This is a genomic window from Mesorhizobium sp. BR1-1-3 (assembly GCF_020165455.1).
GTDB lineage: Bacteria > Pseudomonadota > Alphaproteobacteria > Rhizobiales > Rhizobiaceae > Mesorhizobium > Mesorhizobium ciceri.
In genome coordinates, this window is the sequence record NZ_JAIUIC010000003.1 from 450,578 (window position 1) to 462,992 (window position 12,415).

At 62.9% G+C, this 12,415-nt stretch carries 10 protein-coding genes; 8 read left to right on the forward strand and 2 right to left on the reverse strand.

Annotated features, from left to right (window positions below):
- The first annotated feature begins 267 nt into the window (after positions 1–267).
- The 6 genes from LB559_RS09475 to LB559_RS09500 all read left to right on the forward strand — a co-directional run bounded on the left by LB559_RS09475 (position 268) and on the right by LB559_RS09500 (position 8,347).
- On the forward strand, positions 268–2,058 hold the full coding sequence (locus LB559_RS09475; protein ID WP_013533660.1) for an acyl-CoA dehydrogenase: 1,791 nt from the start codon (positions 268–270) through the stop codon (positions 2,056–2,058).
- Positions 2,059–2,104: 46 nt separating this feature from the next.
- A complete protein-coding gene (locus LB559_RS09480; protein WP_224673903.1) occupies positions 2,105–3,277 on the forward strand; it encodes an acyl-CoA dehydrogenase family protein in 1,173 nt (390 codons plus the stop codon).
- A gap of 33 nt (positions 3,278–3,310) precedes the next feature.
- Positions 3,311–4,519, forward strand: coding sequence for an acetyl-CoA C-acetyltransferase (locus tag LB559_RS09485; protein WP_027161729.1), 1,209 nt, complete (start codon positions 3,311–3,313; stop codon positions 4,517–4,519).
- Between the two features lie 14 nt (positions 4,520–4,533).
- Positions 4,534–6,753, forward strand: coding sequence for a 3-hydroxyacyl-CoA dehydrogenase NAD-binding domain-containing protein (locus LB559_RS09490; protein ID WP_224673904.1), 2,220 nt, complete (start codon positions 4,534–4,536; stop codon positions 6,751–6,753).
- Between the two features lie 82 nt (positions 6,754–6,835).
- Positions 6,836–7,486: a helix-turn-helix transcriptional regulator gene (locus LB559_RS09495; protein WP_013533656.1), complete on the forward strand. Its 651-nt coding sequence runs from the start codon at positions 6,836–6,838 to the stop codon at positions 7,484–7,486.
- Positions 7,487–7,495: 9 nt separating this feature from the next.
- Complete coding sequence (locus LB559_RS09500; RefSeq protein WP_411970033.1) at positions 7,496–8,347, forward strand: thermonuclease family protein; 852 nt, start codon at positions 7,496–7,498, stop codon at positions 8,345–8,347.
- Here the strand turns inward: LB559_RS09500 and LB559_RS09505 are convergent.
- On the reverse strand, positions 8,313–9,959 hold the full coding sequence (locus LB559_RS09505; protein ID WP_063170009.1) for a lysine--tRNA ligase: 1,647 nt from the start codon (positions 9,957–9,959) through the stop codon (positions 8,313–8,315). The genes LB559_RS09500 and LB559_RS09505 overlap by 35 nt on opposite strands.
- Before the next feature lie 123 nt (positions 9,960–10,082).
- On the opposite strand from LB559_RS09505, the gene LB559_RS09510 reads away from it, so the two are divergent.
- Positions 10,083–10,532 carry a tellurite resistance TerB family protein gene (locus LB559_RS09510; protein WP_224618591.1) on the forward strand — a complete coding sequence of 150 codons (450 nt, stop codon included), beginning with the start codon at positions 10,083–10,085 and terminating at the stop codon, positions 10,530–10,532.
- 12 nt (positions 10,533–10,544) lie between these two features.
- Here the strand turns inward: LB559_RS09510 and LB559_RS09515 are convergent, their stop codons facing one another.
- Positions 10,545–11,393: a transporter substrate-binding domain-containing protein gene (locus LB559_RS09515; RefSeq protein WP_064995699.1), complete on the reverse strand. Its 849-nt coding sequence runs from the start codon at positions 11,391–11,393 to the stop codon at positions 10,545–10,547.
- A 249-nt stretch (positions 11,394–11,642) separates the two neighbouring features.
- On the opposite strand from LB559_RS09515, the gene LB559_RS09520 reads away from it, so the two are divergent.
- Entirely contained in the window at positions 11,643–12,374 is a 732-nt protein-coding gene (locus tag LB559_RS09520) for a helix-turn-helix transcriptional regulator (RefSeq protein ID WP_013533651.1), read from the forward strand.
- Positions 12,375–12,415: the final 41 nt, after the last annotated feature.

Sequence of the window (12,415 nt, forward strand, 5' to 3'; positions counted from 1 at the left end):
GCTGATTGTCCGAGTTCTGTCTAGCCGCGTGGCCTGCCACGCGGCTTTTCGTTGTCCTGGCCCACTCTTATGGCCTTTCGGCGCTGGCTTGCGCAACGTCGCGCCGCTACGCTCATTGCTCCAGGGGGCGGGGAATCTTGTCGCATCGAGAAAATTGACGTTTACGCAAACGTCAATTTTTGCTATCCCGCTCCCAATATGGGTCCGCATGCCGCCCTGGCTTGTCTTCGGGGCATTCGGACCGGGTTTGCAGGGTGGAGAAAAAGCATGCCGACATACAGGGCTCCGGTCCAGGATACGCTGTTCGTGCTCAACGAGGTTCTGGGTTATCAGCGTTATTCGAACCTTCCCGGATTTGCCGACGCCACGCCCGATGTGCTCGAGGCGATCCTCGCCGAAGGCGCCAAGCTCGCCGAAAACGTCATGCATCCGCTGAACCGTGTCGGCGACATGGAAGGCTGTGTGCGTCACGACGATGGCTCGGTGACCACGCCGAAAGGCTTCAGGGAGGCCTTCGACCAGTACCGCGAGGGCGGCTGGATGGGATTGGCCGCACCCGTCGAGTTCGGCGGCCAGGGCCTGCCCTATGCCGTGCACACCGCCGTCGCCGAATATATGGTCTCGGCCAATATGTCCTTGATGATGTATCCGGGCCTGACGCAGGGCGCAATCGCGGCAATCATCACCCACGGCACCGACGAGCAGAAGGCGACATGGTTGCCGAGGATGATCGAGGGTGCCTGGACCGGCACCATGAACCTGACCGAGCCGCATTGCGGCACGGATCTCGGCCTGTTGCGGACCAAAGCGGTGCCGAACGGCGATGGCACCTATAAGATTTCAGGCCAGAAGATCTTCATCTCGGCCGGCGAACACGACATGTCGGACAACATCGTCCATCTGGTGCTGGCCCGCATCGAGGGTGCGCCGGAAGGCGTCAAGGGCATCTCGCTGTTCATCGTGCCGAAGCTCAAGCTCGACCCGTCGGGCAATCCGGGCAACAGGAACACCGTCTCCTGCGGCTCGATCGAGGAGAAGATGGGCATCCACGGCAATTCGACCTGCGTCATGAACTATGACGAGGCTGAGGGCACGCTGCTCGGCGAACCCAATGGCGGCCTGAAGGCGATGTTCACGATGATGAACGAGGCGCGCCTCGGCGTCGGCCTGCAGGGGTTGTCGCTGTCGGAGATCGCCTATCAGAACGCTGTCGGCTACGCCAAGGACCGTTTGCAGGGCCGCTCATTGTCTGGGCCGAAGGCGCCGGACAAGAAGGCCGATCCGATCATCGTCCATCCCGACATCCGCCGCAGCCTGATGACCATGAAAGCCTTCAACGAGGCCGGCCGCGCGCTGGCGCTGTGGACGGCGATCAAGTCCGACATCGCCCACCGCTCCGGCGATGACAAGGATCGCCAGGCCGCCGACGACTACACCGGCCTGATGACGCCGGTGGTCAAGGGCGTGCTCACCGACAAAGGGTTCGACCACGCCGTCATGGCGCAGCAGGTGTTCGGCGGTCACGGTTATATCGAAGAGCACGGCATGAGCCAGTTCGTGCGCGATGCCCGCATCGCCATGATCTATGAAGGCGCCAATGGCATCCAGGCGCTCGACCTCGTCGGCCGCAAGCTTGGTTTGCATGGCGGCCGCGCCGTGCAGGCCTTCTTCAAGGAGGTCGGCGAATTCTGCGAGGAGAACCGCGCTAACGAGAAGATGGCGCCGTTCACCAAGGCGTTGAAGAAAGGTCTCAACGATTTGCAGGCGGCGACCATGTGGCTGGTGCAGAACGGCATGGCCAAGCCCGATAATGCGGGTGCCGCCTCGACCGACTACATGCATCTCTTCGGCCTGGTCGCTCTGGGCTATATGTGGGCGCAGATGGCCAAGGTGGCACTTGGCAAGACGGACGCCAATGGCGCGCAATCCTTCTACGACAACAAGATCGTGACGGGGCGCTTCTTCATGGAGCGGATCATGCCGGAGACATCGGCGCATCTCGCCCGCATTTCGAGCGGCGCCGACACATTGATGGCACTGCCGGCGGAAGCGTTCTAAGCTCGACCTCACTGGCCTTTCTGTCTGTCGATACGCGGAGGAAATCGTGGCGACAAATCCCGCCGAAGTGCTCTCTTTGCCGAAGCCCGCCTGGGCGGCGGACGAGGTCGGCATGCTCTACGACATGGCGCATCGCTTCATGTCGGAGGAGATCGCGCCGCGCTACGACGAGTTCGAGAAGAACGAGATGGTCGATCGCGAAAGCTGGCTGAAGGCAGGTTCCGCCGGCCTGCTCTGCGCTTCTATGCCGGAGGAATATGGCGGCTCCGGCGGCACCTTCGCGCATGAGAGCGCCATCATCGAGGCCATTGGCCATGTCGGCGTCGACGGGTTCGGCATCGGCCTGCACAATTCGATCGTCGCCCCTTATATCCTCCACTACGGCTCCGAGGATCAGAAAAAGAAATGGCTGCCGAAGCTGGCGACCGGCGAGCTGATCGGCGCCATCGCCATGACCGAGCCCGGCGCCGGTTCCGATCTGCAGGGCGTCAAGACGCGAGCGCAGAAGGATGGCAACCAATACAAGATCAATGGTTCCAAGACCTTCATCACCAACGGCCAGCTTGCGAACTTCATCATCGTCGTCACCAAGACCGATCCGGAGAAGGGGGCCAAGGGAACCTCGCTGATCGTCGTCGAGACCGACGAGGTGGAAGGTTTCCAGCGCGGCCGTAACCTCGACAAGATCGGGCTCAAGGCCAACGACACGTCGGAGCTGTTCTTCAACGACATGCGCGTGCCGACCTCCAATTTGCTCGGCCACGAGGAAGGGCAGGGCTTCGTCCAGTTGATGCAGCAACTGCCGCAGGAGCGGCTGCAGATCGGCACGGGCGCCATCGCCATGATCGAGCGGGCGCTGGCGCTGACCATCGACTACGTCAAGGAGCGCAAGGCGTTCGGCAAGGCGATCATCGATTTCCAGAACACCCAGTTCAAGCTGGCCGAACTCAAGACCGAGGCCACCATCGGCCGCGTCTTCTACAATGATTGCGTCACCCGCCACATCGCGGGTGGCCTCGATCCCGTGACAGCGTCGATGGCCAAGTACTGGCTCAGCGACCTGCAGGGAAAAGTCGTCGACGAATGCCTTCAACTGCATGGCGGCTATGGCTACATGAATGAATACCCGATCGCCCGCATGTTCCGCGACGCCCGCGTCCAGCGCATCTACGGCGGCACCAACGAGATCATGAAATTGCTGATCGGACGCTCTCTCTGAAGGCGACATCAGGCAAACCCAAGGAGCAAGCAAATGGCTGAAGCTTATGTCTATGACGCCGTGCGCACACCGCGCGGCAAGGGCAAGAAAGACGGATCGCTGCACGAGGTGCCGGCGGTGCGGCTTGCCGCCAAGACGCTCGAGGCGCTGCGCGACCGCAATGGGCTGGACACTGCAAACGTCGACGACATCATCTTCGGCTGCGTCGATCCGGTCGGCGAGGCGGGTTCGGTCATTCCGCGCGCCGCCGCCTTCGAGGCCGGCTACGACACCAAGGCGCCCGGCATGCAGATCTCACGCTTCTGCGCTTCCGGGCTCGACGCCATCAATTTCGGTGCCGCCAAGATCGCGCAGGGAGCGGACGAGATCGTCATTGCCGGCGGTGTCGAATCGATGTCGCGCGTCGGCATGGGCGCCTCGGGCGGTGCCTGGTTCATGGATCCTTCGGTCGGCCTGCCCGGCTGGTTCGTGCCGCAAGGCATCTCGGCCGACCTGATCGCCACCAAATACGGCTTCAGCAGAGACGACGTCGACGCCTATGCGGTCGAGAGCCAGAAGCGCGCCGCCAAATCCTGGGCGGATGGCCGCTTCAAGAAATCCGTCATCCCGATCAAGGACCAGAACGGCCTGACCATCCTCGACCATGACGAGCATATGCGCCCGTCGACCGACATGCAGTCGCTGGCCTCGCTCAACCCGTCCTTCGTCATGCCCGGCGAAATGGGCGGCTTCGATGCGGTCGCGGTGCAGAAGCATCCCGAAGTGGAAGAGGTCAACCACGTCCATCATGCCGGCAATTCGTCCGGCATCGTCGATGGTGCGGCGGCCGTGCTGCTCGGTTCGAAGAAGGCCGGCAAGGCGATGGGGCTGAAGCCCCGCGCGCGTATCCGCACCTTCGCCAACATCGGCTCCGAGCCTGTGCTGATGCTGACCGGTCCGGTCGACGTCACCGAGAAGCTGTTGAAGCGCGCCAAGATGAAGCTCTCGGACATCGACCTGTTCGAGCTCAACGAAGCCTTCGCTTCGGTGGTGCTGCGCTACATGCAGGCTTTCGACATTCCGCATGACAAGATCAACGTCAATGGCGGTGCCATCGCCATGGGTCATCCGCTCGGCGCCACCGGCGCGATGATCTTCGGCACGGTGCTGGACGAACTCGAGCGGCGCGATCTCAACACCGCTCTGGTGACGCTGTGCATCGGCGCCGGCATGGGCACCGCAACCATCATCGAACGCGTCTGACGGGGAGAGAAACGATGAGCTACACCAATTTCGCCCTCGACACCGACGCCGACGGCATTGCGCTGGTCACCTGGGACATGCCCGGCCGTTCGATGAACGTCTTCACCGAAGAGGCGATGCGGGAATTGAACGCCATTGTCGACAAGGTGGCTGGTGACGCCGCCATCAAGGGCGCCGTGATCACCTCCGGCAAGGATACCTTCTCCGGCGGTGCAGATATCTCTTTGCTGCAGAAGATGCTGACGACCTTCGCCGCGGAAAAGGGCAAGGACGCCGAAAAGGCGACGAAGGCGCTGTTCGACAATGCCGGCATGATGACCGGCCTGTTCCGCAAGCTGGAAACTTGCGGAAAGCCGTGGGTGTCGGCGATCAACGGCACCTGCATGGGCGGCGCCTTCGAATTGTCGCTCGCCTGCCACGGCCGTGTCGCCGCCGATAGCGACAAGGTGAAGATGGCGCTTCCCGAGGTGAAGATCGGCATCTTCCCGGGCGCCGGCGGCACCCAGCGCGTGCCGCGGCTGACCGATCAGCAGCAGGCGTTGCAGATGCTGACCTCCGGCCAGACGCTGTCGCCGCAGAAGGCCAAGTCGATGGGCCTGATCCATGAGATCGCCGAGCCGGCCAGGTTGGTCGAGACCGCCAAGGCGATGATCAGGAATGGCCTGAAGCCGGTGGCGCCATGGGACGAGAAAGGTTTCAAGCTGCCCGGCGGCCAGATCTATTCGCCGGCCGGGTTCAATCTGTGGCCGCCGGCGATCGCCATCCTGCGCCGCGAGACCTATGGCAACTATCCGGCCGCCGCCGCGATCCTCAAATGCGTCTATGAAGGCCTGCTGGTGCCGTTCGACACCGCCTTGCGCATCGAGCAGCGCTATTTCACCGAGATCATGCAGACCAGGGAAGCGGCGGCGATGATCCGCTCGTTGTTTGTGTCGCTACAGGAACTGAACAAGGGCGCCCGCCGCCCGGCCGGCGTGCCCGAAACCAAGTTCAAGAAGATCGGCATTCTCGGCGCTGGCTTCATGGGCGCCGGCATCGCCTATGTCACCGCCAAGGCCGGCATCCCGGTGGTGCTGCTCGACCGTGATCTGGAGTCGGCCGCCAAGGGCAAGGCGCATTCCGACAGCCTGGTCTCGGATCAGGTCAAGAAGGGCCGCGCCAAGCCGGAGGACAAGGACAAACTGCTGTCGCTGATCACGCCGACGGCGGACTACGCCGACCTTGCCGGCTGCGATCTGGTGGTCGAGGCGGTGTTCGAGGATTCGGGCGTCAAGAAGAGCGCCACCGAACAGGCGGAAGCCGTGTTGAAGCCATCGGCGATCTTCGCGTCGAACACCTCCACCATCCCGATCTCGTCGCTGGCCAAGAATTCGGCGCGGCCGAAGAATTTCATCGGCATCCATTTCTTCTCGCCGGTCGACAAGATGATGCTGGTCGAGATCATTTTGGGCAAGAAGACCGGCGACAAGGCGCTGGCCACCGCGATCGACTTCGTTCGCGCTATCAAGAAGACGCCGATCGTCGTCAACGACACGCGCGGCTTCTACGTCAACCGCTGCGTGCTGCGCTACATGTCGGAAGCCTACAAGATGCTGATCGAAGGTGTGCCCGCGCCGATAATCGAGAACGCGGCGAAGGCAGCCGGCATGCCGGTCGGCCCCCTGGCGCTAACCGACGAAACGGCCATCGACCTTGCCCAGAAGATCATGAAGCAGACCATCAGGGATTTGGGCGACAAGGCGGTCGATCCCAAGCAGATGGCGCTGATCAACACCATGGTCGACGATCACGGCCGCTTCGGCCGCAAGAACGGCAAGGGGTTTTACGATTATCCGGCCAAGCCCGCCAAGAAGAAGCTGTGGCCGGGCCTCAAGGAGCTCTATCCGCAGCTTGCGCCCGAGAAGGTCGATTATGAGGAGCTGCAGCAGCGGCTTCTGGTCACCATCGCGCTGGAAGCGGCACGGGTGATGGAAGAAGGCATCGTCACCGACCCGCGCGAGGCCGATGTCGGCTCGATCCTCGCCTTCGGCTTCGCTCCCTATACCGGCGGTGCGCTGTCCTACATCGACGGCATCGGCGCCAAGGCGTTCGTCAAGATCGCCAGAAACCTGCAGAAGAAATACGGCGCCGAGTTCAAGGCGCCCAAGCTGCTGCTCGACATGGCCGAGAAGGGTGAGAGCTTCTATCAGCGCTTCGATCCCTATGCGAAAGGCGAGACCAGGAAAGCGGCGTGAGTAAGCCTTGCACTGTGGACAAGATGGCGGTCCGGGGTTAGAACAGGGAAGGTATTTTTTCCTGTTCAAAGGAGAGCGACACATGCTCTCGCATGACCGTGTCTGGGCTGCCATTGATGCTCTTGCCGAGCGCTATTCGCTTTCGGCCTCGGGGCTGGCCAAGCGTGCGGGGCTCGATTCCACCGCCTTCAACAAGTCGAAGCGCCTGTCGTCGGATGGCCGGCCGCGCTGGCCCTCGACCGAATCACTGGCAAAGATCATGGAGGCAACGGGCGCCTCTCTCGACGAATTCACCGGTTTGATTGAAGGTCGGGCCGGGGCCAGCCATGCGGCTTCGGTCGCCCGCCGAAGCTCCGTGCCGCTGCTCGGCTTTGCCCAGGCCGGCGCCGGCGGCTTCTTCGACGATGCCGGCTTTCCAGCCGGGCAGGGCTGGGATCTGATCGAACTGCCGACGCAATCGACCGAGAGTTCCTATGCTTTGCAGGTGCAGGGCGATTCCATGCTGCCGCTCTACCGCAATGGCGACGTCCTCATCGTCGAACCGGGCGCCGTTACCCGCAAGGGCGATCGCGTCGTCGTCAAGACCACATCAGGCGAAGTGATGGCCAAGGTGCTCGAGCGCCAGACCGTCAGGTCGATTGCGCTGGTCTCGCTCAATCCCGATCATCCCGACCGCGATATTCCCATGCGCGATGTCGAATGGGTGGCGCGGATTGTCTGGGCAAGCCAATAGGTTAAGCTGGTGCGGCTTCTCCATCACGCGCTGGCGGTTCTGATGGTCCCTGTGATGGCAGCCATCGTCGTCACTGGCGGTCGCACTCTGAAAGGTAGTGAAAGCGTCATCACCGTGGACCAGCTTGAGCCGGGCGCCGATGCGATGGCGCAGCAGGCTGCCGGGACGCTGCCCGAGGAGCCGGCCACATCGGCCATCGCAGTTCCGCAGCCGCCGAAGCCGGCGACGCATTCGAGGGCGATCGATCCCGAAATCGTCGCGCCGCCGGAACTGCCCGCCGACGGGCTTGAACGGATCGAGCCGCGCGAGCCGCTGAGCAAACTCGCGCTGGCCGTGCCGCCCAAGCCGAAAATGCCTGACGACTGGAACGGCACAAAGCTGTTCCAGCCGGTTGCGCCGGCCGCCGGCTTGATCGAGGCGAAGGGCTACTCGGTCGCGGTTTCCGGCATCGACATCGTCAGGCAGGACGAGATTTGCAGCGAGGACGGCAAGTCCTGGCCGTGCGGCGTCCGGGCGAGGACAGCGTTCCGCGCCTTCCTGCGCGGCCGCGCGGTGGTCTGCACGGTGCCGCCGCAGGGCGGCCGCGACCTGATCGCAGCCGAGTGCCGGATCGGCAAGCAGGATGTAGGTCAGTGGCTGGTCGAAAATGGCTGGGCGCGCGCCGCCAAGGGCGGCCCCTATGTCGAGGCCGGCGACAAGGCGCGCATGGGCAAGAAGGGCATTTTCGGATCGGCGCCCGATCTGTCGGGCATGCCGGCGATGCCGGCCGCGCCAGGCCCGGCACCTCAGGCGCCGGGTTCGATCCTGGAAGAGGTCGACGGCGTGCTCAAGCCAGCTGACCAGCCAGCGCCCGCTCAATGAGCGCACGCGTCTCGGCAACGCCGTAGAGTGCTGCGAACGAGCCGAAGCGCGGGCCGCGCTCCTGGCCGATCAGCACCTGGTAGATCATCTGGAAGAAGGCGCCCGATACGCCGGGGCCGCCTTCCGGGCTCTGCTTGGAATGATCCTGATAGCGCTCGATCCTGCGTGCGACGTTGAGCGAGGCGTTCTGGATCGCTTCGCCGCTGGCGTCCGCCGGCAGCGCGCCAAGTGCTTCGTCGAGGGCTGCCAGCGCTTCGCGCTCGACCTCGTCGGCGGGCCGGAAGGTTTTCGTCGGCTTCACGAAATCGTCGAAATAGCGGATCGCATGGCCGACCAGCCGGTCGAGCTCTGGATGCGTCGCCGGCGTCACGCCTTGCGTATGACGTGAAATGAACCCCCACAGCACATCCTTGTTCTGCGCGTTGGAAGCGCTGACCAGATTGAGCAGCAGAGAGAACGGCACCGGCATGTCGATCGCGGGCGGGTTGCCGTCATGCATATGCCAGACCGGGTTGCCCAGCCGCTCCTTCCAGTCCTGGCGGGGATAGGCGGCGAGGAACGTGTAGTATTCATCCACGGCCCGCGGGATGACGTCGAAATACAGCTTCTTGGCCTGCCGCGGCCGTTGGTACATGTAGAGCCCGAGGCTTTCGGTCGGCGCATAGGTCAGCCACTCGTCGATGGTCAGCCCGTTGCCCTTCGACTTCGAGATCTTCTGGCCGTTCTCGTCGAGGAACAGTTCGTAGACGAAATGCTCCGGCGCCCGTCCGCCCAGAATGTTGCAGATACGGTCGTAGACCACCGCATTGGTCTGGTGGTCCTTGCCGAACATTTCGAAATCGACGCCAAGCGCTGCCCAGCGCATGCCGAAATCCGGCTTCCACTGCAGCTTCACGCGGCCGCCGGTGATCGAAAGCGTGGTCTCGGTGCCCTCGTCGTCGAAGGTGATGGTGCCGGCTTTGGCGTCGACATGCTTCATCGGCACGTAAAGCACGCGGCCGCTCTTCGGCGAGATCGGCAGGAACGGGCTGTAGGTCGCCTGCCGCTCGGGCCCGAGCGTCGGCAGCATCACCGCCATGATCTGCTCATAGCGCTCGGCAGCGCGCTTGAGCATCGCGTCGAAACGGCCGGCCTTGTAGTATTGCGTCGCGCTGGCGAACTCGTAGTCGAAGCCGAACGTGTCGAGGAAGCGGCAGAGCATCGCATTGTTGTGGTCGGCGAAGCTCGCATAGTCGCCGCCGAAGGGGTTGGGGACCGACGATAGCGGCTTGTGCAGATGCGGCTCGAGTGCGGCGCGGTCCGGCACGCTGTCGGGTATCTTGCGCATGCCGTCCATATCGTCGGAAAAGCACAGCAGCTTGGTCGCGACCTTGTCCTGCGTCAGGACACGGAAGGCATGGCGCACCATCGAGGTGCGCGCCACCTCGCCGAACGTGCCGATATGCGGCAGGCCGGACGGCCCGTAGCCGGTCTCGAACAGGACTGTTTGCGGAAAGTCGGCGCCTTTGTAGCGCTCGATGATCTTTTTGGCTTCCTCGAACGGCCACGCCTTGCTTTCGGTCGCGGCCGCCAGCAGCTCGGGGTTGAGATCGATGATGTTTGATCCCGCCATGTCACAGTTTTCCAAATCATCTGCCGGCCCGAAGGCGGGCCGCAGCAAGGGTTTTTCAACCGGTCTCTAGGCGTGCAGCGCCGGAGCGTCAACGCGTGCGGCGCTTTTTCCTTGCGGTGCAGAATGGGCGTTCCTAACTTCGAGGCCCGGTTCAAGGAGAAAAAATTGCCGACACCTCATGAAGCCCTGATCTATCTGATGGTCATCACCTCGGCCTCCGACCGCGACATGACCGATGTTGAACTGGCGCGGATCGGCGAGGTCGTCCGCTCCTGGCCGGTGTTCGAGGACTTCAACCACGACAGGCTGGTCGGCGTTGCCCAGGACTGCCAGAAGCGCCTGCACGAAAAGGATGGGCTGGAGGGCGTGCTGGCTGAAGTCGCCGTGGTCTTGCCCGAGCGGCTGCGCGACACCGCCTATGCCGCCGCCTTCGAGGTTGCCGCCGTCGACCTCGAAATGCGCATGGAAGAGGTGCGGGTGCTGCAGCTGATCCGGCGTCAGCTCGATCTCGACACGCTGACGGTTGCTGCCATCGGCCGCGCGGCCAAGGCGCGGCTGCGTACCCTGACCTGAAAGTCCTTGGCTTTAGAAAAAACTGACGGGGAAATAGCGCAGATAAAATTCGGCGAACGTGCCTTTCATCGAAATTTCCTGCAGCGCGTAGTCGATCGCTGCGGCCAGCGCCGGATTGTCAGCCTTGGTGGCGATGGCCATGCCCGTGCCCAGATATTCGGGCGCCAGATAGGGCCCGCCGGCAAAGCGGCAGCAGCCCGCCGCGTCCGAGCCGCCCAGCCAGAAAGCCAGGCGCATGCCGTCGCCGAAGGCGGCGTCGACCTTGCCGGCCTTGAGATCGGCATACAGTTCTTCCGGCCTGTCGAAAGGGACGACCTGGACCGTGTTGAAATAGTCGCGCAGCATGCGCTCATGCGCCGAGCCTGATATCACGCCGACACGCTTGCCGTGCAATTTGTCAAAGACGGGCTCGGTCAGCGCCTTGCCCTTCGGCATGATGAAGCGCGCCGGAAACTGCAGATAGGAGCGTGAGAAGGCGTAGGTCGCGCGCGATTCCGGTGTTGCGGCGATGCCGGCGATGATCGCCTCGCCTTCGCCTTTCTGCAGTGCGCCTTCCAGCTCGGCCCAGGGCAGGGCCTGGATCTGGCATTTTTCGACAATGCCAAGCTCGGCGCAGATGGCGCGTGCCAGATCGATGTGGAAGCCGGACAGCTTTCCCGCACCGTCGAGGAAGTTGAAAGGCGGGAAGTCCGTGGTGGTGAGGAATCTCAGCCGGGGCAGCGTCGAAAGGTCTGGTTTGGGCAGCCGCTCCTTGGCATCCCACAGCACCGGAACCTGAGGCGCCGCGGCGCGCGCACCGTCGGCGAACGACAGCAACCCGATCAGCATCGCAAAGGCGAAGGACCTCCACCGGAACGCCAAGATAAAACTCCGCCACAGTCGTGCTCGCACCGGTTTTGGTACGAAAATGGTACAGGCACAATGGTTTTTGATTTCAACACGCCGATTTCAGGATATGATTTAGCCGGTTTGCAAATCAGCTTCGGTCGCCTCGGTGAGAGGGAGCCACAAAATAAGTATGCGATTTGCAATCCGTGGTCGGTGGCGAAGTGTAAATCAGGCACGCATCATTGGCCGCAATGCACAAGGCAACATGGGGTTGATGTTGCGATGGGTCAGTTCGATCGCACGCTGGAATACATAGACCAACTGCAGCACGCCGCAACGGCGGCGGCGGTCTGCGAAAGGCTGCTGGGCATAACATCGGATTTCGGTCTCACCGCACTGATGGCGGGAACCGTCCCGCAGCCAGGCACGCCGGCCGGCCAGCAAAAGCAGCATGTGCTTCTCTGCGATTGGCCTGGCGAGTGGCTGGAGCGCTATGTCGCGCGCAACTATGTCGATCATGACCCGGTCGTCAGTCATATGAAACAGTTGCAGGCGCCCTTCCAGTGGCACGAAGCGTCCCAAGGCATCCGCATAGACAAGAGCAGCGGCGAGGTGATGGGCGATGCCGGCGCCTTCAAACTGCGCGATGGGTTGGCCTTTCCGCTGATCACGCTCGACGGCCAGATCGTCATGGTGTCGCTGGGCGGCGAGGCCGTGGAATTGTCCGCCGCCGAATTCGGCCAGGTGTCGCTGGTCTCGACCTACGCGGTTGGCCGCGCCATGCAACTCCACACCATGGCGAACAGGACCATCGATCATATCGTGCTGACGCCGCGCGAGCGCGAATGCCTGCAATGGGCCGCCGTCGGCAAGTCCGAATGGGAGATTTCGCAAATCCTCGGCATTTCCGAACACACCTCGGAGAAACATCTTCTTAACGCCAAAAGCAAACTAGGTGCCGTCAACAGGGTGCAGGCCGTCGCGGAAGCGATACGGCGCGGCTACATTAGTTAGGTCGGCCGTGCCGACCTGAAATCCTTGCCTACGCGATCACG

Excerpts from the sequence above, each read along its gene's own strand:
- LB559_RS09495 (WP_013533656.1), top strand. The coding sequence starts at position 6,836 with ATGCTCTCGCATGACCGTGTCTGGGCTGCCATTGATGCTCTTGCCGAG.
- LB559_RS09510 (WP_224618591.1), top strand. The coding sequence starts at position 10,083 with ATGGGCGTTCCTAACTTCGAGGCCCGGTTCAAGGAGAAAAAATTGCCG.
- LB559_RS09520 (WP_013533651.1), top strand. The coding sequence starts at position 11,643 with ATGGGTCAGTTCGATCGCACGCTGGAATACATAGACCAACTGCAGCAC.
- LB559_RS09485 (WP_027161729.1), top strand. The coding sequence starts at position 3,311 with ATGGCTGAAGCTTATGTCTATGACGCCGTGCGCACACCGCGCGGCAAG.
- LB559_RS09490 (WP_224673904.1), top strand. The coding sequence starts at position 4,534 with ATGAGCTACACCAATTTCGCCCTCGACACCGACGCCGACGGCATTGCG.
- LB559_RS09475 (WP_013533660.1), top strand. The coding sequence starts at position 268 with ATGCCGACATACAGGGCTCCGGTCCAGGATACGCTGTTCGTGCTCAAC.
- LB559_RS09505 (WP_063170009.1), bottom strand. The coding sequence starts at position 9,959 with ATGGCGGGATCAAACATCATCGATCTCAACCCCGAGCTGCTGGCGGCC.